The following is a 22,334-nucleotide window of genomic DNA, read 5'->3' as shown; positions in this document are numbered from 1 at the left end:
TTTTACTTATTGTGGGTATTTAATTAAAAAAACCTGAACGGGTTAGCTCACCTATGCCTGTAATGATGAATTGGACGCCCATGCAGACCAATAAAAATCCCATCAGTCTTGATATTGCATCAATACCACTTTTACCAAAAAACTTCATAATAATATTTGAGCTTTTTAAGCATGCCCATAAAATGATAGAAAAAATAATAAAGACAAGTGGTGGCGCGACAATAATTACCCAATGTGGATAAGAGTGTTCGTTTGTTAATGCGGAAGAAGCCATACTAATAATCATTGCAATTGTTCCTGGTCCTGCCGTACTAGGCATTGCTAGCGGAACAAATGCGACACTTGATGCATTATCAATAGCTTCTTTACTATCATTATTGGATTGTTTTACATTATCTGGAAATAACATCCTAAAGCCGATGTACGCAACAATAAAGCCACCTGCAATTCTAAGCCCTGGAACTGTGACACCAAAAGTATTCATAATGGCTTGTCCTGAATACCATGAGACTAACATGATAAAAAAAACATAAACAGGGGTCATTTTTATTGTTTTTTGACGAGCGGCAATGGTCATGTTGCCTGATAATCCAAGGAATAGAGCAACTGTTGTGAGTGGGTTTGATAAAGGGATCAATACCGCTAATCCTAGACCAATTGCAGTTAATAATTCAAACATAACCACCTCTTATCATTATGATTATCATAAAAAGCAATAATTTCTTTAGCGTATTTAAGTTAATATCAAAATTAGAAATATTTTTAGCTTCTAGTGATGATAATATCCTGATTTTATCATACCCACTAGAAAGTTAATAATATAGAAAATTATCTATTTAGTTTTATCCAATTGGGGCAATTTATACTAGCCTCATAGAGAAGGAGATAATGTATAATAATTATGCGATTTTATTTTAAATAGATTAAATGTTATATTGCGTATTATTGTATTTTGAAAATTGGATATAAATTATATTGACCTGAATAAAGTGTATTAAATAATGGCTGAATATATTATGTGGATTAAATACTCTTTTACTTAGTTTAAATAACTAGCTATCATTCTGTATTTTTAATTAATGATTAATATTTAATGTTGTATTTTTGATAAATGGTAAATATAAAATCTAAATGCCGCGTTTTAATATTAACTCTGTAAGATAATAGTCTTATTTTACTCTTGTATTATGAGTTTGTTGAATGTATTGATATTAGGTTATTATTTGATAATTATCTAAAAATGGGCACATAAATATAGTAAGGACACATAAATATAGTAGAATGGCCATTTTTCAACAGGAATGATGTTTATGGTAAGTTTATCTCATCTATCCGGCCTTTTTTTAGGAATTCTTCTTGGCTTTGCAATGCAACGCGGACGATTCTGTATGGCAGGGGGATTGCGCGATCTCTATCTATTTCGAGATGGTAGAATGTTTATTGCTATCCTTATTGTTATATCTATTCAGAGCGTTGGGCTATTCACTTTTTCGCATTTTGGTCTTGCCAAAATACCAACTGATGCTTTTCCGTGGTTAGCAACTATTGTTGGTGGCGTTTTATTTGGTGCCGGTATGGGGTGTGCGGGTTCTTGCTCTACAGGCGCTTATTACCGTGCTGCTGAAGGGCTAATTGGAAGTATTTTAGCTGTGATTGGGTTTATTATTGCTAGTTGGTGGATTAGACAGCCTTTATTAAAAAGTGCATTTCAACCGATTACTTCACCTAAATTAGATAATGGAACAATTACTCAGACGTTTAATATCCCACCTTATATTGCGATTTTAATCTTGATTGTTATTACTGGCTTATTGGTTTTTAGGCATCTTAAAAGATCATCAGCCGTTAAAATACCTAAAATGAAAGCGAAGAGAACAGGTCTGGCTCATATACTTTTTGAAGCTAGATGGCATCCTTTTATTACAGCAATCATTATTGGATTTATTGCTTTATTAGCTTGGCCTTCAAGTTTATCCGATGGGCGTATTGGCGGATTAGGAATTAGTGGTCCTAGTGCACAATTTTACGCTTTAGTAACAGAAGGTAATTTGAAGTTTTTTAATTGGGCGGGTTATTTGCTTATCGGAATTTTTGCAGGGTCACTTATTGCTGCAAAAGGAAGCCGAGAATTTAAATTTCGTAATCCAGGTTTTTCCGTTCTAATAAGAAGCTTAGCGGGTGGTTTATTAATGGGGATTGGTAGCGGTTTAGCGGGGGGGTGTACGTTAGGAAATACACTCGTTAATACAGCTTGGTTCTCGTGGCAAGGCTGGGTATTTATCCCATGTATTGTAATTGGTAGTTGGATTGTTAGCTACTTTACGATTATTCGTCCTCAATATGCTAAAAAGTGAGAAATAAAATGAACACAGTTAAATTAGATACATGTGGGCATTTATGTCCATTTCCATTGATTGAAGCTAAAAAAGCGATAGCAACAATGGATTCAGGTGATTTGCTTATTATTGAATATGATTGCGCGCAAGCAACAGAGAATATTCCTCGTTGGGCAGCAGAAGAAGGGCATGAAGTGATTGAGTTTGAGCAAATAGCAGATGCTCAATGGCGCATGCAAATTAAAAAAGGATAATATCAATTATTCGTGAGCGGGTTTTTAGGTGTAATATTTTAATAAACTTTTGAAGCCCGCTTTATATTTTGTATCTCAACCACCTAAATTAGCTATTTTTTATAGAATACTTCCTACAATTTTCTATAAAAAAATGTATTAACAGGATGAGATAAGCTATTTTAGAAATAGCTCAATAATACCAAAATTATAATTTTCAGTATTGAGCTCTGGTATAATTTGTATTGATTGATTGTCATTTTGAATTAATATGGTGTCAAAATATTTTAATTCATAAGACGTGTTATTAATGTCAAGTTTTAGATTTTCCATCGTATTGAAAACTAAAATATAATTAGCATCGCTCACCCATGGTGCTACGGATGAGATATTTTGCCATTGTAACCGTGCTGCATATTTATCTGGATTATAGATTAAATTAAAGTCACGGATTGGTTCATTTAATAATTCAGCAAAGACCTTATTTTCGCCATGAAAGGCTAAAAATTCTTTTTGATTTAGTGTCTGTGGATTTTGTTTATCAATGTGTAAAATTAATCCTGTTCCATCTAAAACGCCAATAATGCGTTTTTTATTTGGAAAAAATGAAAAACTGCCGGCGGAATTAACATCGGCTATTGAGACTCGCCAATCAAAATCATCTAACCCTTCACCGTGGTTTCGAGCTATTTCTAGTGTGCTGCCTTGGCCATTTTTCCATGGCATTTTTTTGTAATTATCAGTTGTTAGTAATTGTATCTTCACAAAACCCACCTAAAATCTAAGCCACTTAGAATAGCTAATATAGACGTAAAAAGCATTGTTAACTAGGACTAGACATATAAATATTAAAAAGTGTGATTATGATTAATATTCAGGTAATTTTAATCATGAGGATGTAATTGTTTGTTTTGATTTAAGGTGATTTTTTTTATGTAGAATATTAAGCCATAATAAAATATCCACTATTCTTGAAATAGATTTTAGTTAGATGTATACCTGTATTTAGTAACAAAAATGGACAAAATATATGAATCATTGGCTTTATCCTAGAATCATTGCCCATCGAGGCGGTGGTAAATTAGCACCCGAAAATACGCTAGCGGCAATTGATATGGGGGCTCATTTTGGACACAAAATGATTGAATTTGATGTGAAATTATCAAGTGATGGGCAGGCTTTTTTATTACATGATGATACTCTTGATCGGACGAGTAATGCATCTGGTATTGCGGGTGATTTAAGTTGGGATCAATTGGTTAAGATTGATGCAGGAAGTTGGTATAGCGACGATTTTATCGGTGAGCAATTACCATTACTTTCTCAAGTTGCAGAGCGTTGTAAGCAGTATAATATGATGGCAAATATTGAGATTAAACCAACCACGGGTTTGGAGACCGAAACAGGTAAAGTTGTTTCACTCATGGCTCAAGAATTATGGCATGGTCAAGTTGCTCCGTTATTATCATCATTTTCAATCGAGGCGCTTGAATCCGCAAAAAAAGCAGTGCCAGAGTTACCAAGAGGATTATTATTAGACGAATGGAGAGATGATTGGTATGAACTTGTTATACGTCTTGGCTGTATTTCGATTCATTTAAATCATGAACTGTTGGATCAGCAGCGTGTTGAAATATTAAAAAAGGCGGGTCTATCTATTCTTGTATATACAGTTAATGATCCTTCTCGTGCAAAACAGCTTTTAGGCTGGGGGGTTGATGCTATTTGTACTGATTGTATTGATCTTATTAGCCCTGATTTCACAAGCTAACTATAATGCATTAAAAGGAATATATTATTAACGCCTTAGCGGTTTATACTATGGCGTTAATTTATGTTATCATCTTGTGTTTTATTTGTTACTTTTTTATTATTAATGTCGTTTCTGTGATGTGGCTATAGCCATTAAATAGGAAAAATATCCTCTCTTCTTCTTATTCCATTTGATTTTTCTGCGTATATGCCTATTTTCGATATTGAATATTTATAAATATTAGCATTTTAGCTCTTATTTAATAATCATGATATGATTTTTTTAGTTAAATAATCTAGTTGTATATAAGAGGCTTGCAGAATGAATTTAAAGCAAACCCCTTGAAACCCTTAAGAAGAGTATAACGAGTTACAAAAATGATGGTTAAAAAATGTGTTTTTATAGATAAAATTTAAAATTATTGAAGTTTGATTTTGATGAAACTATTCAGTAAATTAGTTTTAAAATATATTAATATATAGAACTTATATTTGTTAATTTGGAGTGTAATATGGGTATTTCTAAAAATACAATGAATCAACAAAGTGCTGATACTGATATTATAGCCAAAATGATTGGTGTTGAAATCTATCGATTACGTAAAGCTCGTGCAATGACAGGAACGCAATTAGCAAAGAAACTAAATCTATCTCAGCAACAAATATCACGTTATGAATGTGGGGTATGCCATATTGGTATAGAAACATTAATTCTTATTCTGAATTTTTTTAATATCTCTATATCTGATTTTTTTCAGCGTGTATATGTTAGCGCGCTAGATGTTAAAGAAGCACATTCTATATTAAAGTATTATAAAGTCATGTTGCCTTTGTCTGAGGATAAAATTCTTAAAACTATTAATGAAAAAGATAATGTAGTTAATGGTAACTAGTTTATTTTTATCAATATTTTCAATGTAAGCATATTCAATTATTTTATATGCTAGCTAATTTTTACTATAAAACAGTATATAAATAGAGAGAGATTATTATTGCTAGGTTTTATTTTTTATTAAATTCCGGACAATTTTTTAATTTCTTTACAGTAATAAAATCAATTGATGTTTTTATACATTAATCTAGTTATATGTTTTATTATAAGTAAATTAGTATTGTATTTTTCTGATTAATCATTAACTATTTCTATAGCGTAATTATTGTAAGTTTTTATGTTATATAAATAAGTTATAAAATAGCCAAATGTTTTTCATTATGTCAATATGATTGTTGATAGCTACATATCGATTTACGCTTTCCAATTAAAAAATATGTGTTGCTTTATATATCATTTTTTAAGTGGATAAATAAAATGGCATTTTATTAAATATAAAGTTAAACAAAACGAATATAGTTTACCTTATTTGTCATTAAGCATAAGTCTGCATATTTAGAGTTAAAATTCATTAAAATAGTGAGTTTATGTTGTTAACTATTTTAATTTATTCATGAAAAACCGATATATTTCAGGTGAATAAAGAGAAATGCTAATAAATACAAAGGCAGTGATAAAATAAATATTAATAGATTTCATTGTGATGGTGGTTATTGTGGTTGTGACAGCAAGCGTAAGCACCACAACAAATCGCGCATTGGCTGAAATTTTTTCTGATAGTTCATTCATTAATAATTCAATGTGTTTGAACATAGTAACCCTTTATGACTGTATTTTTCTGAATGTAAGCGCTTTTAACCCATTGTATTATCTGTTAGCCCTACAAGTCAGTTTTCCAAGCCATTATTGCTAAAAAATCGTAAAACAAACCCAATATTGAAATTTCACTTAAGTTTCTTTTGAGTGAGTGATAAAACATTGGTTGCCAAATAATATTATTTAGTTAAATAGCCCCGTTATAATGGGGCTGTATTTTATTGGTAAAAATGTATATAAGCAATATGCTAAATCAATTGTAGCCAATTTAATTTATATGAATAATTATTTTATATGGTAAGCAATGAGCATGCGTAGCTTACGCTGATTAAAATGAAGGCGTTAATAGTTTTTTACCTGAGGACGATTTCATATTCTCAGTGGTCATATTTAGATGGTTTATCTTGGATTTTAATTGCGGTTTATATTCATTTTAGGATTGTTTATATTTATTTTTATGAAATTTTTCAAATAAATATAGAGATACTAATGAGAGCTATTCTCATTATTTTGATGTTCCATATAATTTAAATACATAGATATACATTTCGACTCAAATCAATAGACTTATTAATAGTGCGTATATGGTATTATTACCAATATTAAAGTTTGCTTGTATATAGTTCGGGATTTTTTAAATATGTGGAAAAGGCTTCACCAACTTGCTATTCCAGTTAACTTGTATCGATTATGCGGACAACTTATGCCATGGTTTATTGCTCTAAGTGTTATTTTTTTAGCACTTGGGTGGAGCTGGGGATTTGGTTTTGCGCCGACAGATTATCAACAAAGTGATAGTTACCGGATTATGTATCTTCATGTTCCTGCTGCTATGTGGTCTATGGGGATTTATGCAAGCATGGCAATGGTGGCTTTCATTGGGTTGATTTGGCAAATGAAAGTGGCTGAACTCGCTATCGCAGCTATGGCACCTATCGGGGCTGTTTTTACTTTTATTGCTTTAGTTACTGGCGCTACATGGGGTAAACCTATGTGGGGAGCTTGGTGGGTGTGGGATGCGCGATTAACATCCGAACTTATTCTGCTATTTTTATATATTGGTGTTATTGCGCTTTGGCATGCTTTTGATGATAGAAGAATTGCAGGTAAAGCTGCCGCAATTTTAGTTCTTATCGGTGTCATTAATTTGCCAATAATTCATTACTCAGTTGAATGGTGGAATACACTCCATCAGCCATCAACTAGAATGCAACAAAGTATTAATCCTGCAATGCGTACTCCATTACGTTTAGCCATTCTTGGTTACCTATTTTTATTTATTTCTTTAACATTGGCTCGTTTACGCAATCAACTCCTATTGCTTGAGCGTAATCGTCCATGGGTTCTTGATATTGTGAAGAATAAAGGGGGTAAATAGTGACAAGTGCATTTACATCTTGGTCAGATTTTTTTGCTATGAGCGGTTATGCTTTCTATGTATGGTTTGCCGTGATATTGACGTTAATCCCATTATTACTGTTATGTATTCACACAAAATTACAACGTAATAGTATTCTTCGCTCTATTATTGCTCAGCAAGCAAGAAAAGAGAGACAGAAATTAGCACGGGTGCGTCGGGAGGTTGAGTGAATATTCGTCGTAAAAACAGATTATGGTTAGTGTGTGCAATAGTTATCGGGGCTGCACTAACCATTGCACTTATTTTGTATGCACTGCGTTCAAGTATCGACCTTTTCTATACTCCGGGTGAAATTATTTATGGTAAACGGGAAACCCAACAAATTCCTGAAGTAGGGCAACGCTTACGGGTTGGTGGAATGGTGATGCCAGGCACTGTCCAAAGAGATCTTGAGTCTTTGAAAGTTGTTTTTACTGTATATGATGCAGAAGGTGAAGTTGATGTCAGCTATGAAGGCATTTTGCCAGATCTATTTAGAGAAGGGCAAGGTGTTGTTGTTCAAGGGGAATTAGCCAGTAACAATCATGTTATAGCAAAGGAGGTTCTTGCAAAACATGATGAGAATTACACGCCTCCAGAAGTTGAACAAGCAATGAAAGAAAATCATCGACGACCCGCTGCTGTATATAAGGACAATACGCCATGATCCCCGAAATTGGTAATATATTGCTGTGTTTGGGATTAGGTATTGCCGTCTTACTATCGATTTATCCTTTATGGGGCGTGATCCGCCATGATGAACGAATGATGCGTTCATCCAGACCATTTTCATGGTTGCTATTTTTAAGTATTTTCGGGTCATTCCTTGTTTTGGTCTATGCTTTTGTAGTGAATGATTTCTCTGTTGTTTATGTTGCTAATAATTCAAATACTCAATTACCTGTGTGGTACAGAGTGGCAGCGACATGGGGTTCTCATGAAGGATCTCTACTGCTTTGGGTATTATTAATGAGTGGCTGGACTTTTGCGGTAGCGCTGGGAAGTTATCGTATGCCATTAGATGTTGTTGCACGTGTTCTTGCAATAATGGGCATGATAAGTGTCGGCTTTCTATTATTCATTATTTTCACATCAAACCCTTTTTCACGTACTTTGCCTGCATTTCCAATTGAAGGGCATGATTTAAATCCTTTATTACAAGACCCCGGTCTGATTTTCCATCCACCTTTATTATACATGGGATATGTTGGGTTCTCGGTAGCGTTTGCTTTCGCTATAGCATCATTACTTTGTGGGCGTTTAGATAGTTCTTTGACTCGCTTTGCTCGTCTTTGGACAATGGCTGCTTGGTTCTTTTTAACATTGGGCATTATATTAGGCTCGGCTTGGGCTTATTACGAATTAGGTTGGGGCGGCTGGTGGTTTTGGGATCCTGTCGAGAATGCATCATTTATGCCTTGGTTGGTAGGAACAGCATTAATTCACTCATTAGCGGTAACGGAACAGCGAGCGACCTTTAAAGCATGGTCATTGTTACTTTCAATTTCTGCTTTCTCACTTTGTTTGTTAGGAACTTTTTTAGTTCGTTCTGGTGTTTTAGTTTCTGTACATGCTTTTGCTTCAGACCCTTCAAGAGGCTTATTTATTTTAGCCTTTATGGTTCTGGTTATTGGTGGTTCATTATTAATTTTTGCCATGAGAGGGCATAAAGTTCGTTCGCGAGTGAATAATGCATTATGGTCAAGAGAATCCATGTTGCTTGCAAATAATGTTCTTCTAACGGTTGCAATGTTAGTTGTTTTATTAGGCACTCTATTGCCGCTTGTACATAAACAATTAGGGCTGGGCAGTATTTCCATTGGTGAGCCCTTTTTTAATACCATGTTTATCGCATTGATGGTGCCATTTTCATTATTATTAGGAATTGGACCACTTGTTCGCTGGGGGCGCGATCGCCCATCCGCAATTCGTAAACTTCTTCTAATCGCTTTATTCTCTACAGTGCTTCTCGCATTTTTACTGCCGTGGTTAATGCAAGACAAATTAACCGCATTAACTATGCTAGGGCTGATAATGGCGTGTTGGATTGCAATATTAGCGTTTGCAGAAATGCGCTTGCGCATGAGTAAAAAAATTAAGCTTACGCCCAGCTATTGGGGGATGGTGCTAGCGCATTTAGGGCTGGCAGTTACTATTGTTGGCATTACATTTAGTCAAAATTACAGTATTGAACGTGATGTCAAAATGAAACCGGGCGATAGCGTTACAATTCGCGCTTATACCTTTGTTTTTAATGGCGTTCACGCAGCAAATGGCCCTAATTATCAAGGGATCATTGGTAATATTAATGTGACAGAAAATGGTAAGCTAATTACTCACTTACAACCTGAAAAACGCTTTTATACCACAAGCAGAGCTGTAATGACGGAAGCTGCTATTGATGGTGGTTTTACCCGCGATTTATATGCAGCTTTGGGGGAAGAATTAGGAAAAGATACTTGGGCAATGCGCCTTTATTATAAACCTTTTGTACGCTGGATTTGGTCTGGTGGCATCCTCATGTCTATCGGGGCATTATGCTGTCTTTTCGATCCTCGCTATCGCCGTCGTACAGCAAAACAGGAGGTTGCATGAGCCGCAAAGTCTTTTTGATCCCACTAATTATTTTTGTGATTATTGTTGCCGCACTATTATGGCAACTTGTACGCAATGTGGACGGTGATAATCCTCGTGCTTTGGAGTCAGCTTTAATTGGTAAAGAGGTTCCTATTTTTCGTTTAGAATCTCTGGAAAAGAAGGGCGAATATTATGCTGCTGATAGTTTAAACCAAGGTCAGCCTATTTTATTGAATGTATGGGCTACATGGTGCCCGACCTGTCGGGCTGAACATCAGTACCTTAACGAACTGGCTTCACAAGGCATTCGTGTTGTTGGTTTAAACTATAAAGATAATCGTCAAAAAGCAGTAACTTGGTTGCAAGAGCTTGGTAATCCTTATGCGCTCAGTCTTTTTGATGGGCAAGGCATGTTGGGATTAGATCTTGGCGTTTACGGCGCGCCAGAAACTTTCCTTATTGATGGTAAAGGTATTATTCGTCACCGTTATGTCGGGGCGCTGGACGAGCGAGTGTGGAGTAAAGAGCTCAAACCCATATGGGAACACTATAGTAAGGAAGCCAATCAATGAAATATATTATTGGCTTAATAATAATTGTCCTAAGCAGCATGGCTTTTGCAGCAACGGATGTTTTTACATTTGATGATGAACAACAAGAACAACAGTTTCGTCATTTAACGGAACAGTTACGCTGCCCTAAATGCCAAAATAACAGTATTGCTGATTCAAACTCAATGATTGCACTGGATTTGCGCCAAAAAGTATATGAGTTGATGAAAGAGGGCAAAAGTCGAGATGAAATTATTGATTATATGGTGGCAAGATATGGTTACTTTGTCACTTATAACCCACCACTAACACCATTAACTGTTTTGTTATGGGCTGTACCGTTGGTTGCAATAATCATTGGTGGTTGGGTTATTTTTGCTCGTTCAAAAAAACGTATTCATCTTAAACCTCAATCACAGGCTCCACTTGATGTATCAAGAGAATTGATAACTTCTCATTCAAGTGGGTGGATCTTTTTGCCTGGAATAATTGTTGCTCTCATTATAGCAGCGGTTACTTATTATCATGTAGGAAGCTATCATAAAGTGGGTGAATGGAAGCTTGCTTATCAACATTCAGCAGCCTTACTTGAAAGAGCATTAGATCCGAGTGAAGTTCCTTTAACCCATGAAGAAATGGAACAATTGGCTTTAGGCTTACGAACGCGCTTACAAGAAGATCCTCAAAATGCTGACGCATGGGGAATGTTAGCTCGTATAGGGATTGTGCTTAATAATGCAACCATGGTAAAGGATGCCTATGCAAAAGCTTATCGGCTAAAACCAAATAATACTAATATTGCATTGGGATATGCCGAAATATTGACACGTTCTTCTGACCCAGAAGATAACCGCTTGGGAGAGGAAATTCTGAGTCAATTAGCCAAAGAAAATCCTACTAATATAGAGGTTCTTAATACTTTGGCGGTTAATGATTTTGAACAAGAGCGTTATGCTGAGGCTATTTCTATATGGGATAAGATATTAAAGTTACTGCCTGAAAATGATCTAAGACGAAACATGATAGGTATGGGAATAGAGCGCGCATCAATGAAAATACATGAAAAGAAAGTTGGAACTAAAAAGCCATAAATGTATTGTTAGCACCCAATATTAACATTGGGTGCTAACAATACTCTGATGATCAGATAATAACCGGAATATAGTAATTTAATTCTTTAATATATTTATCGGGATTTGTAATAAAGTCATCATAATTAGGCTTGGATTGTAAAATATATTTTTCAATATCATGTCCATCACCACGCGCTATATCCATACCAGCTAATGCTTTTCCATATGCAGTATAGATGATGTCATTATAATCAATTTCCTGAACATCAATATGGAATTTTATTTCTAAATAATCTCCCGCAGGTATTATCATCCGTTTTGGTGTTGCTAAAGAAATATCAACTTCATTTTCATCAAGTCCGGTAGTATAGAAAAATTGACCTTCTTGTGCATCATTGGAATCCATACCATGAATTGCATACAGATTCTGGGAAACATATTGAGTTTCATCAAGAAAGTTTTGCCAATAGTACCGACGAAGCTTGTCCGTTTTAAAATTCCATTCGTTGATATTTTTAGTATAACGATGCTGTTTACCTAATAGTGTGATTTCTGGAAGTTTAACTAAGTTAACATCAACACTTAAATCTTTACTCTCACGGATTGGTAAGCAAAAGCCATCAATTTTCCAACCAGTACGTTTTCTGTACTCAGAAGGTGTAGCATTAAATTGCTTTTTGAAGGCTCGGCAAAAAGTTTGTTGAGAATCAAAACGATAGCGTAAAGAGATATCCATGATGCTATCATTGGTAAATCGCAACGCGACAGCAGAACAAGATAGACGCCTTGCTCGAATATAGGAGCCTAAAGCGAGACCAGTTTGGTTTTTAAATAATCGCTGAAAATGCCATTTAGTATATCCTGATTTTTCAGCAACAGTATCTAAAGACAGGCGAGATTCTAAATTTTGTTCTATCCAGAGAATAATTTCTCTGATAACACTTTCTTGAAGCATGACTATCCTTTTAAATTAAAATCGTCCAAGAAACTAATCAATGATATAGATATTGGGATATTTTTATTATATTTCCTGTGCTTTTTGGCGCTATCACTGATGGCATAATTGAGTGAAGATAATGACTTAGTTTATGTAAAGATTATCTTTATTGATTATATACAATTTAGATTTACTGTCATCGGCGGATTGCAATAACTCAAATATCGTTGTATAGAATCAATAATTCTCGGTCAACAGTAAAATAGCATGCTGACTGAGAACTTTCTTAAAAAGATGTGAAGTTAAGTAAGTTTTGCTGTAACAAAATGCTTTAATAACAATCACTCTTCGATACTTTAAAACAGATAATTATAAATTTATAGGTTTGATATTCCAAATTTGTTCAGCATAACATTGTATTGTTCTGTCAGAAGAGAAAAAACCCATATTACATATATTCTGGGCAACCTTAGCTTGCCAAAGTTGTTGTGTCCGAAACAAATCATCAACCTTTTCCTGTGTTTCTATATAACTGCGATAATCTGCAAACAATAAGTATGGATCACCACCATCTAGCAAGCTGTGTGTTAAATCCTGATAAAAGGAAGGTGCATCAGGTTTAAAATAGCCATGCGAAATTTGGTCGATTACCTGTTTTAGTTCAGGATCGTTCTCATAGTACCAGCGAGGATGATAATAATTTTGCTTAATTTGTTTTACTTCTTCCGTCGTGTGACCAAATATAAAAATATTATCTTCGCCAACATGTTCACGCATTTCGACATTTGCTCCATCTAATGTGCCAATCGTCAAAGCACCATTGAGCGCGAATTTCATATTACCTGTTCCCGAAGCTTCGGTTCCCGCTAAAGAGATTTGCTCAGAAAGATCAGTCGCAGGAATGATTTTTTGAGCCAAACTTACACCATAATCAGGGACAAAAATGACTTTTAAACGTGAGCCTATGCGCTCATCATTATTAATGATATTGGCTACATCATTAATGAGGTGAATGATTTTTTTGGCTGCGCTATAAGATGATGCTGCTTTTCCTGCAAAAATAGCGACACGAGGTACCCAATCCTGCTGAGGATTAGCTAAAATACGATTATATCGAGTAATAATGTGAAGTAAATTTAGTAACTGCCGTTTATATTCATGTATTCGTTTGATTTGAACATCAAACATTGCTTGTGGATCAATAATAATATTCTGTGTTTGATTAATAAATTTAGCGAGTTTCAGTTTATTGTGATATTTAACTTGACCTAATTTTTCCAAGAATTGTGGATAACCAACCCATTTTTTGAGTTCAGACAACTGAGAAAGATCAATCAGCCATTGTTTGCCAATATAACTTTCAATCATCTTAGTAAGTTCAGGGTTTGCAAGAGCAATCCAGCGCCTTGGCGTTATTCCGTTTGTGATATTACAGAATTTGTGCGGGAATATATGCGTAAAATCAGCAAATAAAGAATTGGCCATTAATTGACTATGTAAAGCTGAAACGCCATTGATTTTATGGCAAACAATAGCAGCAAGCCATGCCATACGTACAAGTCGCCCATTTTCTTCATTAATAATAGATACTCGGCGTGGTAATTCATAATCATGTGGAAAATCATGATGTACCCGTTGTAAAAACTCATCATTAATACGAAAAATAATTTGTAAATGGCGTGGTAATATTTTCTGAAACATTTCGACGGGCCAGGTTTCTAATGCTTCATTCATTAATGTGTGATTGGTATATGAAAAGATGTTTTCTGCCTGAGTGAATGCATCATGCCAGCTGAGTTGATATTTATCGACAAGTAAGCGAATTAATTCAGGGATGGCAAGAACAGGGTGAGTATCATTTAAATGAATTGCCATTTTATCGGATAAATTATCCCAACGTTGATAGATCAACCAATGGCGATGAAGAATATCTTGAACGGAGGCAGAAACAAGGAAAAACTCTTGTTTTAATCTCAGTTCTTTTCCTGAATAGGTTGAATCATTAGGGTATAAAACGCGAGAAACATTCTCTGATTCATTTTTCTTTTTAACCGCAGCATAATATTCACCATCATTAAAAATTTGCAGATCAAATTCGTCACTCGCTTTTGCACTCCAAAGACGGAGTGTATTTGTTGCTTTAGTATTATAACCGGGGATGATTTGATCATAGGCGACAGCAATAATATCATTGGTTTTTATCCATTGATAACCTTCATCTTGTTCTACAACTTGCCCTTCAAATTGAATTTGATAACGATTTTCAGTTCTTGGAAATTCCCAAGGGTTACCATGAGCAAGCCAGTCATCTGGATACTCAATTTGCTGTCCATTACGGATGGCTTGGCGAAACATGCCATATTCATAACGGATGCCATAGCCGCAAGCGGGTAAATTCAAGGTAGCCAATGAATCAAGAAAACAAGCTGCTAGCCGCCCTAATCCGCCATTACCAAGACCTGGGTCTGTTTCTTGTTCGAGTAACTGTTCAAAATCGAAGCCAAGTTCAGAAGAAACATGGGCAATATCATTGTACAAATTCATTGAAATTAATGTATTTGATAAAGATCGCCCAAGTAAAAACTCCATTGATAAATAATAGACTTGTTTTAATTGTTGTGAATATTCTGCACGATTTGTTGCCATCCAACGATCAACAATGCGATCCCGAGCTGCCAGTAAAATAGCTTCTAGCCATTCTCGTTGAGTTGCAATATAAGGATCTTTGCCAATAACAAATTTTAATTTATAGATAATTGAACTTTTTAATGCATCTTGTGTAATTAAAGGAGAATTGCATTCATAAACAGAAGATGTGTTCACAATGTTATTCCTTATTTATATTTAGATTATTAAGCATCTCTTTTGTCACGAGTACAATGCCTTGCTCTGTGCGATAGAAACGTTGGCTATCTTCTTCAGGATTTTCACCAATCACCATATTTTCTGGAATAACACATCCTCTATCTATAATGCAGCGGCGCAAGCGGGATGACCGACCAACATTTACGCCAGGCAGCAAAATAGAAGATTCTATTGTGCAGAATGAATTGACTCGCACACGCGGAAATAATACTGAATGTATTACAATAGAACCTGAAATAATACATCCACCTGCTACCAGTGAATTCATTGTCATTCCATGGCTTCCTGACCTATCTTGCACAAATTTTGCTGGAGGAAGAGGTTCCATATAAGTACGAATTGGCCAATTTCTATCATACATGTCGAGTTCTGGCGTAACTGAAGCGAGGTCGAGTGTTGCTGACCAATAAGCTTCAAGTGTTCCTACATCTCGCCAATAAGGTGGAACATCTTTATTACTAGTGACACATGAATATTCAAAAGGATGAGCAAGCGCTTCACCATTAGCGACAATGGTTGGAATGATATCTTTACCAAAGTCATTACTTGAACCTGGTGTAATATTGTCGTTCTCTAATATCTCGTAAAGATAATCACTATTAAAAATATAAATCCCCATACTGGCTAAACAATAATTAGGATCATCTTTTAATACTGGGGGGTTGATTGGTTTTTCATGGAATTGGGTGATCCTGCGATTTTCATCAATTTCCATAATACCAAATTGCTGAGCCTCTTCTTTTCTGACTTTTATACAAGCAACGGTAAAATTGGCATTATTATTAACATGATCAAGTAACATGCGTGAATAATCCATTTTATAAATATGGTCGCCGGCTAAAATAACGATATATTCAGCGTCATAATTACGGATGATATCCATATTTTGATAAACGGCATCCGCAGTGCCTTTATACCAATGGTCTGTAATTTCTCGTTGTTGTGCTGGTAATAGGTCAACAAATTCATTCATTTCTTCATTAAAAAAGGACCATCCTCTTTGTATATGCTGAACTAATGAATGTGATTGATATTGAGTAATAACACCAATGCGTCTAATACCTGAATTCAAACAATTAGATAAAGCAAAATCAATAATACGAAATTTCCCACCAAAATGAACAGCGGGTTTTGCTCGCTTTACTGTCAATCCTTTTAGCCGAGTGCCTCTACCGCCGGCAAGAATAAGCGCAACTGCTTTTTGGGGCAAATGGCGTGCTAACATCATCATTTCATTCATATCATTATGAGACATACCTTAGAATTCTCCTAAATAAACAATCAGTTATTTAAAGATCCCCTAGTTGGTATAAAAAATATATTTCAATGTATAGAATAATTATTAAAAGAACATTTTAGTCTAATCTTTTAACGATAGATTTTGTCTTATAATGATAAACTTTTTATAATTCTTTTATTTATTATTATACTAGTATTTATACATATAAAAATCACAATAAATGTTATTTTTGTAGGTATTGAGATAGTATTCTTAAAATAATAATATCATTTTGTTTACAATATTTTTAACAATGAAAAACTTTGAGAGTAAATCTAGAATTTGTCTTATAGTATTATTAAAAAAAGAAGCTAGAATTGATTCTATAGGTACCAATAAAATGAGTGGAAACATGATTTTCTATCAAAAAGTACATGCGTATTTTAAATAATTAATGCTTTGAGTAAATAAAAAATTGTGATATAAATCACGGTAAAAATAGTCCTGTTACATTTTGAAATAAAGAAAATTTTATAAAAAGCAATTAGCTAGCGAATTTTTTCTATATTTGCTGTATTTTTGATTATCTTAATTGGATGTTTTTTTATCCTTTTTTTGTTAATTCAAATCAATTAACAAACTGGAGTGGGATGCTAGTTTATATATTCAATAGACAAACTTTATTTTTATCGATATTTTAGGGGATATGTTATGCATAAAGATGAAATTGCAAAATTGCTTGGTATTAAAATTCGTAAACAAAGAGAAAGTCATAAAATGACGTTAAAACAAACAGCTAGATTAATTGGGGTTTCCGAAGACCAAATGAATCGTTTTGAAAATGGTGAAAGCTGTATCGACGTTGACTCGCTTTTTCAATTTGCATATCTATTTAACTTGGAGCCAACCGCTTTTTTATACGGAGTTGTTAACGTTAACGTTGGTACGCGCCGTACAGTACATTAAGGGTGAGCACTTAAAGTCAAGGTAGAATCTACTTTATTCAATCTAATTAATTAAAATATTAACATTTTAATGTTCTAGAGAAAAAATGAGTTATGTAATCAAGTCAAGAAAGAATTGAGCTATCTTGATGCTATTCAGATATACTTAGATTTCTTTTCAACTGTATGTTCGTGAAACTATTCTGACTTGATTAATAAATAATAATATTTGTTATTATAACCCTCATTATTTATATGTGTAACATCAGCTATTTAGTGTTAATTTGAAATTTTCATTTCAACTTTAATAAGTTAAAGAATAATATCACCTTTATAGGTAAATTCATTTAATACTTAAACAACTAAGTAGAACTAATTACTTTTATGGATTTAATGTGGTTAATTATTTCAAAGGAGATTAACAAGGTTAATTATTTTAAATAAACCTAATAAAACTAATAATATTTAATAAATTTAATTGTTTTTAACTAAAATTAAAGTGATTATTCTGTCGAAATTATTTGACTAGTTACTCTATTGCCTTATGAAAGGTGACTCTGTTATTAGAGATAAATAATAGTGACTATAGTTATTGTTAATATGAAAATATTATCATTTGATTGATGGTGATAAGTAAATGATTTTATAATAATTTGTTTCATATGAAATAATATAACCATTATGGTGATAATTAATTTAATAGTTCTTATTATGATAGTTGAGAGTGACTTACTTTCATAAGCAAATTAACTATGGAATAACATTAGTATTAGTTAAAGAGAAACGATTCAATATCGTATTATCTAATTACTGCTATTTATAATTAGGATATTAGACTAGTTATTTTTCATGAATAACACAAACAATGATTTAACATTTTAATTACATATTAATGTGGTGATTGGTATTTACTATCTTGTTTGGATTGGTAACATTAATCTACTTTACAAGAGTATCAATGACATAATTGCCCGATAAGCTGTCTATTTAGCCTGGTCATAATGTGAAAGAAACATTTTGATTTATAATAAATTAAATAAGGCGATAGATACTACGGTGGGTACGTTTTATCTAAAGTAGAAAACGTAGGCAATGCTTTTTTCTTTCATTTTTAATAGAAAGTATATGCAATTAGCATTGAGAGAAAGGAATAGGATTTATTTTTATCATATTAAAATAATCTTATTTTGATTGTTTGTTTATTATCTATTAAGACAACTCACACATGAAATATTAGCCCTGATTATCAGGGCTAAATATTGTTATTTTGCATCTCTAAATAACTTTAAGATAATACTAATTAATATCGCGATTCCACCGCCAAGTGCAGTTTCTGTCACTCTATCAAATAATAATACATAAGCAGGATGTCCCCAATAAATCACTAATTCAATGATGGAAAGAATGAGGCTAGTGACAACAAATGTCATAAAAGTATAGCCATGGTGAGAACTCATCGGCATTAGAAAAGCAAAGAGTATAATGGACACCAGACCAATATATGGCATCAATGGTGTATTAAATAAAAAATAGAGTAAAACTACCGATAGTAGGCTGCCAATAACCCGTTGAAATGTGATATGGACTATTCCTTCTGATTTGGGATGTAAAACAAATACAAAAGTTAATAATGTCCAGTAGAAGTGACCAAATTCAAGCATTCTGGGTATGGCAATCGTTAGCAATAGACCAATTGTGTAAGTCATTGACCGTGGAATGATATGCTTACGCAAGGTAAATAAATTTTGCTCGATTAAGCTGCCAGTTACTATTGGGTGCTGATGTGCTTTTTTGCTAAAAATATAATAGATGATTAGCGTTACGCTACTACCAATAAGAAAGCCTAGTGCGAGGCTTTCTGATATATCGGGTAGAATTGTTCCAATAGTTGACATGATAATCATAAATTTCATTGTCAAATCCATGACAGGGTCTGTGCCATAGAGTTGGTAGTAGACAAATGAAAATACGGCAAGATAAATGTAAAAACTGGTTCCTAGGCGTAAAGTATCACCAATAAAAATGGACAACATAATCATTGCTAACCAAAAAGCAGTATATAAATAGTTTTTATACTCTTTAGCTGCATTGAAGAGGTTAAAGGCATACAGAGTTGAGAATGCTGCCCACATTGAAGCTTGTACCCCTAAGAAGGTGAAAGCTATTACGGCACTGAGTAGCATGCAACCACTATACATTATGCCATCATGAATCGCTGGTATTTTTCTCATAATGAAATGCTCATAATATGATTGTATTTATTCTTTATAAACAATAGATTATGTTATCATAAAAAAGAGTGAATCGCCTTCTTGGGTATCAATGGTGGAATATAAAATTGGTTCTTCATATTGTTAAAAGTGCATAATAATCCTAAGAGCAAGTCGGCAATTTAGAAAAAGAATAAGGAATAGATAATGCAAGTGAATCCCCATGATTTTGTTTGGGTCAATAGTCTTGATGATTTACCTATAGCATCATTACCTGAATGGGTGAGCTCTCAGTGGAACAGCCAATTACCTTTAGTTGTTCGAAGAGAATCTGCAGCTGATGGAAAATTAGTTGTGGGAATTAGAGGAATTAAGCCTTCCCAGCGAGTTGTGACTGAAATTGATAAGTCTGCAATTACCCACGTTATGAATGTAGAGTCATTAGTTTCTAATTCACGTGAATTGCAACGTTCAATGTTTATCGCTTTGCCTCCTGTGCAAATATTGTTGTTGTTATCTCAACATAAATGGCCTTGGAAATGGGCCGTTACCGGAAGTTGTGCTTATACATTAGTTACTGATATTCAAAGCATGCTGGCTGATTGCGATCTCGATGTGTTAATTCGCTGCCCGACACGTCAGAAAAAAGAAGATTTTGCCGAGTTTGCGATTAAAGCGAATACTCCACTATGTCGGATTGATATTCATGTTGAGACACCGAAAGGTGGGTTTTCATTAGCAGAATGGTTTAACAACGATCAAGTTACGCTTCATACACCGGATGGTGATGTTATGACAGCAGACCCTTGGGATGAAAGTCTTTAATATTCATTGGTAAAAGAATAAATAGTAGCCAAATAGATTAAAAAGTAATTTTGATGTTCGTACAGGTGATTGTTTCTCATTCAAATTAAACTGCTGGTGAGCATCATGATCCAGCAGTTTTGAATTGACTAATGATCTATTTCGGGTTCCGCAACACCTGCATTGAACCATTCTTGCATCGCTGGGAGAGCAACTATTTGGTTAATCCACCTTTGTGCAGCTTCATTTATTGTGAGTTGATAGCTATTAACTCTAAGTGCTACAGGTGCAAAAAAAGCATCCACAGCTGTAAATTTATCGCCCGCAAGCCACGGCCCGCCGTAATTATTTAATCCATACAGCCAGAGCTGTTGAAGACGATTTAAATCAGATTGCAATTCATGGGAAAGGGTATCTAAAGGAGCTTGATGTTTACAATTCATCGGGCATTGTTGGCGAAGAGCGGTGAAACCTGAATGCATTTCAGCACTAGCACTTCTTGCCCATGCCCGAGCTGTTTTGCTAACAGGCCATACTTGGGGATACTCTTCTGCAATATATTCGCAGATAGCGAGAGAATCCCAAACAATCAGTTCTTCATCTATTAAGCAAGGAACTAAACCGGTGGGTGAGAATTGTTTAAATTTTTCATAACTACTTTTCCCATTCTCGAAGTAGCATAGCTTTTCTTCAAAAGGGATATTTAGTGCTTTTAGTAGGATCCAAGGGCGTAAAGACCATGACGAGTAATTTTTATTCGCTATCCAAAGTTTATACATAATATGACCCACTATATTTATATTATTTGTATAAAACCATATAAAGTTTACTTACTGCAAGTGATTACTTAATCTACATCATATTATGATATGTATAATAGAGTTGATTTAATCTAATATTGGACTAGGCTAATTGTATTAGCCATTTTATTTTATAATTAATAATTATAGCTTATAACAAAAAATGTTGAATTAGACTTTCTAATTGTAATTTGTTTCTTAATTTTACAAATATAAAAGATAAGTTTACCAATACTGGATTATTTTAATGTAATTAAAATAATAAATAGCAGAAATCTTATTCTGGTTGATAGTATTTGAATATCTTAAACAAAATATTTGTTTAAGATAGGGATAGGAATCAATCTTAAATCCCCTTATTATTAATAGCAGTTTAAAACAGTTACCTTTAAATTTATAAGGTTATTAATTATGCAGTGGAAAAATAGTGCTACTCGCTATGGGCACTTATCATTACTCATACATTGGGTAGTCGCCATTACAGTATATGCAATGTTTGCATTGGGCTTATGGATGGTATCTTTAGGCTATTACGATTCTTGGTACCATCAAGCTCCTGAGATCCATAAAAGTATAGGAATTTTATTATTTATTATTATGGCATTTCGTGTGATTTGGCGTTTTATTTCTCCACCACCAAAGCCATTGGCTAGCTATAGCCGTATAACACGAATTAGTTCAAGCATTGCACAACTTCTAATTTATATTATTTTATTTAGTATTTTAATTAGTGGATATTTAATTTCGACAGCAGATGGGCAGCCAATAAGTGTTTTTGGTTGGTTTGATGTTCCTGCTTTATTTACAGGTTCTGCAACACAAGCGGATACAGCGGGTGACATTCATCTTTATTTAGCTTGGGCAGTTGTTTTGTTATCCCTTTTGCATGCATTTGCAGCATTGAAACATCACTTTTTTGATCGTGATATTACTTTAAAAAGAATGTTGGGCTTTAATCCCGATAATTAATGTGGAGATAGAATAGA

At 34.0% G+C, this 22,334-nt stretch carries 20 protein-coding genes; 13 read left to right on the top strand and 7 right to left on the bottom strand.

Annotated features, from left to right (window positions below; genetic code table 11):
• Positions 1 to 19: 19 nt before the first annotated feature.
• Positions 20 to 679: a MarC family NAAT transporter gene (locus OO7_RS13430; protein ID WP_008916471.1), complete on the bottom strand. Its 660-nt coding sequence runs from the start codon at positions 677 to 679 to the stop codon at positions 20 to 22.
• Positions 680 to 1,310: 631 nt separating this feature from the next.
• Here OO7_RS13430 and OO7_RS13425 point away from each other — a divergent pair.
• Positions 1,311 to 2,354 carry a YeeE/YedE family protein gene (locus OO7_RS13425; protein WP_008916470.1) on the top strand — a complete coding sequence of 348 codons (1,044 nt, stop codon included), beginning with the start codon at positions 1,311 to 1,313 and terminating at the stop codon, positions 2,352 to 2,354.
• Between the two features lie 8 nt (positions 2,355 to 2,362).
• Positions 2,363 to 2,590, top strand: coding sequence for a sulfurtransferase TusA family protein (locus OO7_RS13420; RefSeq protein WP_008916469.1), 228 nt, complete (start codon positions 2,363 to 2,365; stop codon positions 2,588 to 2,590).
• Positions 2,591 to 2,746: 156 nt separating this feature from the next.
• On the opposite strand, the gene OO7_RS13415 is transcribed toward OO7_RS13420, so the two are convergent.
• The gene (locus OO7_RS13415) at positions 2,747 to 3,334 is read right to left on the bottom strand and encodes a HutD/Ves family protein (protein ID WP_008916468.1); all 588 of its coding nucleotides are present in this window, start codon (positions 3,332 to 3,334) and stop codon (positions 2,747 to 2,749) included.
• Positions 3,335 to 3,599: 265 nt separating this feature from the next.
• Here OO7_RS13415 and ugpQ point away from each other — a divergent pair, with 265 nt between their 5' ends.
• From ugpQ to OO7_RS13370, 8 genes are all read left to right on the top strand, one after another.
• The gene (gene ugpQ, locus OO7_RS13410; RefSeq protein ID WP_008916467.1) at positions 3,600 to 4,340 is read left to right on the top strand and encodes a glycerophosphodiester phosphodiesterase; all 741 of its coding nucleotides are present in this window, start codon (positions 3,600 to 3,602) and stop codon (positions 4,338 to 4,340) included.
• Positions 4,341 to 4,833: 493 nt separating this feature from the next.
• Positions 4,834 to 5,214, top strand: a complete 381-nt coding sequence (locus OO7_RS13405) for a helix-turn-helix domain-containing protein (RefSeq protein ID WP_008916466.1) — start codon at positions 4,834 to 4,836, stop codon at positions 5,212 to 5,214.
• 1,395 nt (positions 5,215 to 6,609) lie between these two features.
• On the top strand, positions 6,610 to 7,347 hold the full coding sequence (locus tag OO7_RS13395; RefSeq protein ID WP_008916464.1) for a heme ABC transporter permease: 738 nt from the start codon (positions 6,610 to 6,612) through the stop codon (positions 7,345 to 7,347).
• The gene (gene ccmD, locus OO7_RS13390; RefSeq protein WP_008916463.1) at positions 7,347 to 7,559 is read left to right on the top strand and encodes a heme exporter protein CcmD; all 213 of its coding nucleotides are present in this window, start codon (positions 7,347 to 7,349) and stop codon (positions 7,557 to 7,559) included. The genes OO7_RS13395 and ccmD overlap by 1 nt, the downstream gene beginning before the upstream one ends.
• Positions 7,556 to 8,035, top strand: a complete 480-nt coding sequence (gene ccmE / locus OO7_RS13385; protein WP_008916462.1) for a cytochrome c maturation protein CcmE — start codon at positions 7,556 to 7,558, stop codon at positions 8,033 to 8,035. Before ccmD ends, ccmE begins: the two co-directional genes overlap by 4 nt.
• Positions 8,032 to 9,963 carry a heme lyase CcmF/NrfE family subunit gene (locus OO7_RS13380; RefSeq protein WP_008916461.1) on the top strand — a complete coding sequence of 644 codons (1,932 nt, stop codon included), beginning with the start codon at positions 8,032 to 8,034 and terminating at the stop codon, positions 9,961 to 9,963. Before ccmE ends, OO7_RS13380 begins: the two co-directional genes overlap by 4 nt.
• Positions 9,960 to 10,517, top strand: coding sequence for a DsbE family thiol:disulfide interchange protein (locus tag OO7_RS13375; RefSeq protein ID WP_008916460.1), 558 nt, complete (start codon positions 9,960 to 9,962; stop codon positions 10,515 to 10,517). The genes OO7_RS13380 and OO7_RS13375 overlap by 4 nt, the downstream gene beginning before the upstream one ends.
• Positions 10,514 to 11,587, top strand: a complete 1,074-nt coding sequence (locus OO7_RS13370; RefSeq protein ID WP_008916459.1) for a cytochrome c-type biogenesis protein CcmH — start codon at positions 10,514 to 10,516, stop codon at positions 11,585 to 11,587. The genes OO7_RS13375 and OO7_RS13370 overlap by 4 nt, the downstream gene beginning before the upstream one ends.
• 52 nt (positions 11,588 to 11,639) lie before the next feature.
• On the opposite strand, the gene OO7_RS13365 is transcribed toward OO7_RS13370, so the two are convergent.
• The 3 genes from OO7_RS13365 to glgC form a co-directional block, all read right to left on the bottom strand.
• The gene (locus tag OO7_RS13365) at positions 11,640 to 12,524 is read right to left on the bottom strand and encodes a helix-turn-helix domain-containing protein (protein ID WP_008916458.1); all 885 of its coding nucleotides are present in this window, start codon (positions 12,522 to 12,524) and stop codon (positions 11,640 to 11,642) included.
• A 351-nt stretch (positions 12,525 to 12,875) separates the two neighbouring features.
• Positions 12,876 to 15,329 (bottom strand): glycogen/starch/alpha-glucan family phosphorylase, encoded by a 2,454-nt coding sequence (gene glgP, locus OO7_RS13360; RefSeq protein ID WP_008916457.1) that lies wholly within the window; start codon positions 15,327 to 15,329, stop codon positions 12,876 to 12,878.
• Positions 15,330 to 15,333: 4 nt separating this feature from the next.
• The gene (glgC, locus tag OO7_RS13355) at positions 15,334 to 16,626 is read right to left on the bottom strand and encodes a glucose-1-phosphate adenylyltransferase (RefSeq protein ID WP_008916456.1); all 1,293 of its coding nucleotides are present in this window, start codon (positions 16,624 to 16,626) and stop codon (positions 15,334 to 15,336) included.
• 675 nt (positions 16,627 to 17,301) lie between these two features.
• On the opposite strand from glgC, the gene OO7_RS13350 reads away from it, so the two are divergent.
• Positions 17,302 to 17,556: a helix-turn-helix domain-containing protein gene (locus tag OO7_RS13350; RefSeq protein ID WP_008916455.1), complete on the top strand. Its 255-nt coding sequence runs from the start codon at positions 17,302 to 17,304 to the stop codon at positions 17,554 to 17,556.
• Between the two features lie 1,240 nt (positions 17,557 to 18,796).
• Here OO7_RS13350 and OO7_RS13345 read toward each other — a convergent pair.
• Complete coding sequence (locus OO7_RS13345; protein ID WP_043892727.1) at positions 18,797 to 19,765, bottom strand: FUSC family protein; 969 nt, start codon at positions 19,763 to 19,765, stop codon at positions 18,797 to 18,799.
• Between the two features lie 186 nt (positions 19,766 to 19,951).
• Between OO7_RS13345 and OO7_RS13340 the strand changes: the two genes are divergently transcribed.
• Positions 19,952 to 20,569, top strand: a complete 618-nt coding sequence (locus OO7_RS13340; RefSeq protein WP_008916453.1) for a malonate decarboxylase holo-ACP synthase — start codon at positions 19,952 to 19,954, stop codon at positions 20,567 to 20,569.
• Between the two features lie 128 nt (positions 20,570 to 20,697).
• On the opposite strand, the gene OO7_RS13335 is transcribed toward OO7_RS13340, so the two are convergent.
• Positions 20,698 to 21,327 (bottom strand): glutathione S-transferase family protein, encoded by a 630-nt coding sequence (locus OO7_RS13335; protein ID WP_008916452.1) that lies wholly within the window; start codon positions 21,325 to 21,327, stop codon positions 20,698 to 20,700.
• A gap of 432 nt (positions 21,328 to 21,759) precedes the next feature.
• Here OO7_RS13335 and OO7_RS13330 point away from each other — a divergent pair, with 432 nt between their 5' ends.
• Positions 21,760 to 22,317, top strand: a complete 558-nt coding sequence (locus OO7_RS13330) for a cytochrome b (RefSeq protein WP_008916451.1) — start codon at positions 21,760 to 21,762, stop codon at positions 22,315 to 22,317.
• Positions 22,318 to 22,334 lie beyond the last annotated feature (17 nt).

Source organism: Providencia sneebia DSM 19967, from assembly GCF_000314895.2.
In the GTDB taxonomy this organism is placed as follows: Bacteria; Pseudomonadota; Gammaproteobacteria; order Enterobacterales; family Enterobacteriaceae; genus Providencia; species Providencia sneebia.
The sequence above is the reverse complement of the archived record's forward strand: the minus strand, read 5'-3'. Positions and strand labels throughout refer to the sequence as shown.

Bases quoted from the DNA above. Each gene is read 5' to 3' on its own strand.
- OO7_RS13365 (WP_008916458.1), bottom strand. From the start codon at position 12,524: ATGCTTCAAGAAAGTGTTATCAGAGAAATTATTCTCTGGATAGAACAA.
- OO7_RS13405 (WP_008916466.1), top strand. From the start codon at position 4,834: ATGGGTATTTCTAAAAATACAATGAATCAACAAAGTGCTGATACTGAT.
- glgC (WP_008916456.1), bottom strand. From the start codon at position 16,626: ATGTCTCATAATGATATGAATGAAATGATGATGTTAGCACGCCATTTG.
- OO7_RS13345 (WP_043892727.1), bottom strand. From the start codon at position 19,765: ATGAGAAAAATACCAGCGATTCATGATGGCATAATGTATAGTGGTTGC.
- OO7_RS13370 (WP_008916459.1), top strand. From the start codon at position 10,514: ATGAAATATATTATTGGCTTAATAATAATTGTCCTAAGCAGCATGGCT.
- OO7_RS13350 (WP_008916455.1), top strand. From the start codon at position 17,302: ATGCATAAAGATGAAATTGCAAAATTGCTTGGTATTAAAATTCGTAAA.
- OO7_RS13375 (WP_008916460.1), top strand. From the start codon at position 9,960: ATGAGCCGCAAAGTCTTTTTGATCCCACTAATTATTTTTGTGATTATT.
- OO7_RS13330 (WP_008916451.1), top strand. From the start codon at position 21,760: ATGCAGTGGAAAAATAGTGCTACTCGCTATGGGCACTTATCATTACTC.
- OO7_RS13430 (WP_008916471.1), bottom strand. From the start codon at position 679: ATGTTTGAATTATTAACTGCAATTGGTCTAGGATTAGCGGTATTGATC.
- OO7_RS13380 (WP_008916461.1), top strand. From the start codon at position 8,032: ATGATCCCCGAAATTGGTAATATATTGCTGTGTTTGGGATTAGGTATT.
- ugpQ (WP_008916467.1), top strand. From the start codon at position 3,600: ATGAATCATTGGCTTTATCCTAGAATCATTGCCCATCGAGGCGGTGGT.
- OO7_RS13395 (WP_008916464.1), top strand. From the start codon at position 6,610: ATGTGGAAAAGGCTTCACCAACTTGCTATTCCAGTTAACTTGTATCGA.
- OO7_RS13420 (WP_008916469.1), top strand. From the start codon at position 2,363: ATGAACACAGTTAAATTAGATACATGTGGGCATTTATGTCCATTTCCA.
- OO7_RS13425 (WP_008916470.1), top strand. From the start codon at position 1,311: ATGGTAAGTTTATCTCATCTATCCGGCCTTTTTTTAGGAATTCTTCTT.
- OO7_RS13340 (WP_008916453.1), top strand. From the start codon at position 19,952: ATGCAAGTGAATCCCCATGATTTTGTTTGGGTCAATAGTCTTGATGAT.
- OO7_RS13335 (WP_008916452.1), bottom strand. From the start codon at position 21,327: ATGTATAAACTTTGGATAGCGAATAAAAATTACTCGTCATGGTCTTTA.